The organism is Nonomuraea aridisoli (assembly GCF_003236395.1).
Lineage (GTDB): Bacteria > Actinomycetota > Actinomycetes > Streptosporangiales > Streptosporangiaceae > Nonomuraea > Nonomuraea aridisoli.
Genome location: NZ_POUD01000684.1, coordinates 1 through 422, shown reverse-complemented (window position 1 = coordinate 422; position 422 = coordinate 1). Strand labels below are relative to the sequence as shown.

Sequence of the window (422 nt, the reverse complement as noted above, 5' to 3'; positions counted from 1 at the left end):
GATCGAGGGTGAGCGGGTCCTGGGCGGGCTGCTGCAGGCCATGCATCTGAGCGCGATGGAGGACCTGCCTCGCGAGATCGCCTCGCACGCGCGCCGGGTCGGCTTCTCCCAGATCGTGCTCTACACGACCGATCTGCAGGAGCAGCTCCTCGTGCCGCTGCCGGGGCAGAGCGGCCCGGACGGCGGTCCGCCGCCCACGGTGCGGATCGACGGCACCCTGCCGGGCCGTGCCTTCCGCCGGGTGGAGATCGTCCGCACGCGTCCTGTCGCGGACCCGGCGACATCGGAATCTGTCGCGGACCCGGCGACATCAGAGTCCGCCGCGGACCCGGCGACATCAGAACCTGTCGCGGACCCGGCGACATCAGAACCTGTCGCGGAGCAGGAGCAGGAGCAGGGCGAGGCTCTGGGGGGCGGGGGGG

Annotated in this window: 1 pseudogene; it reads left to right on the top strand. The window is 72.5% G+C overall.

Annotation, left to right across the window (positions count from 1 at the left end):
- A pseudogene (locus C1J01_RS50990) lies at positions 1–422 on the top strand (hypothetical protein); the annotation flags it as partial.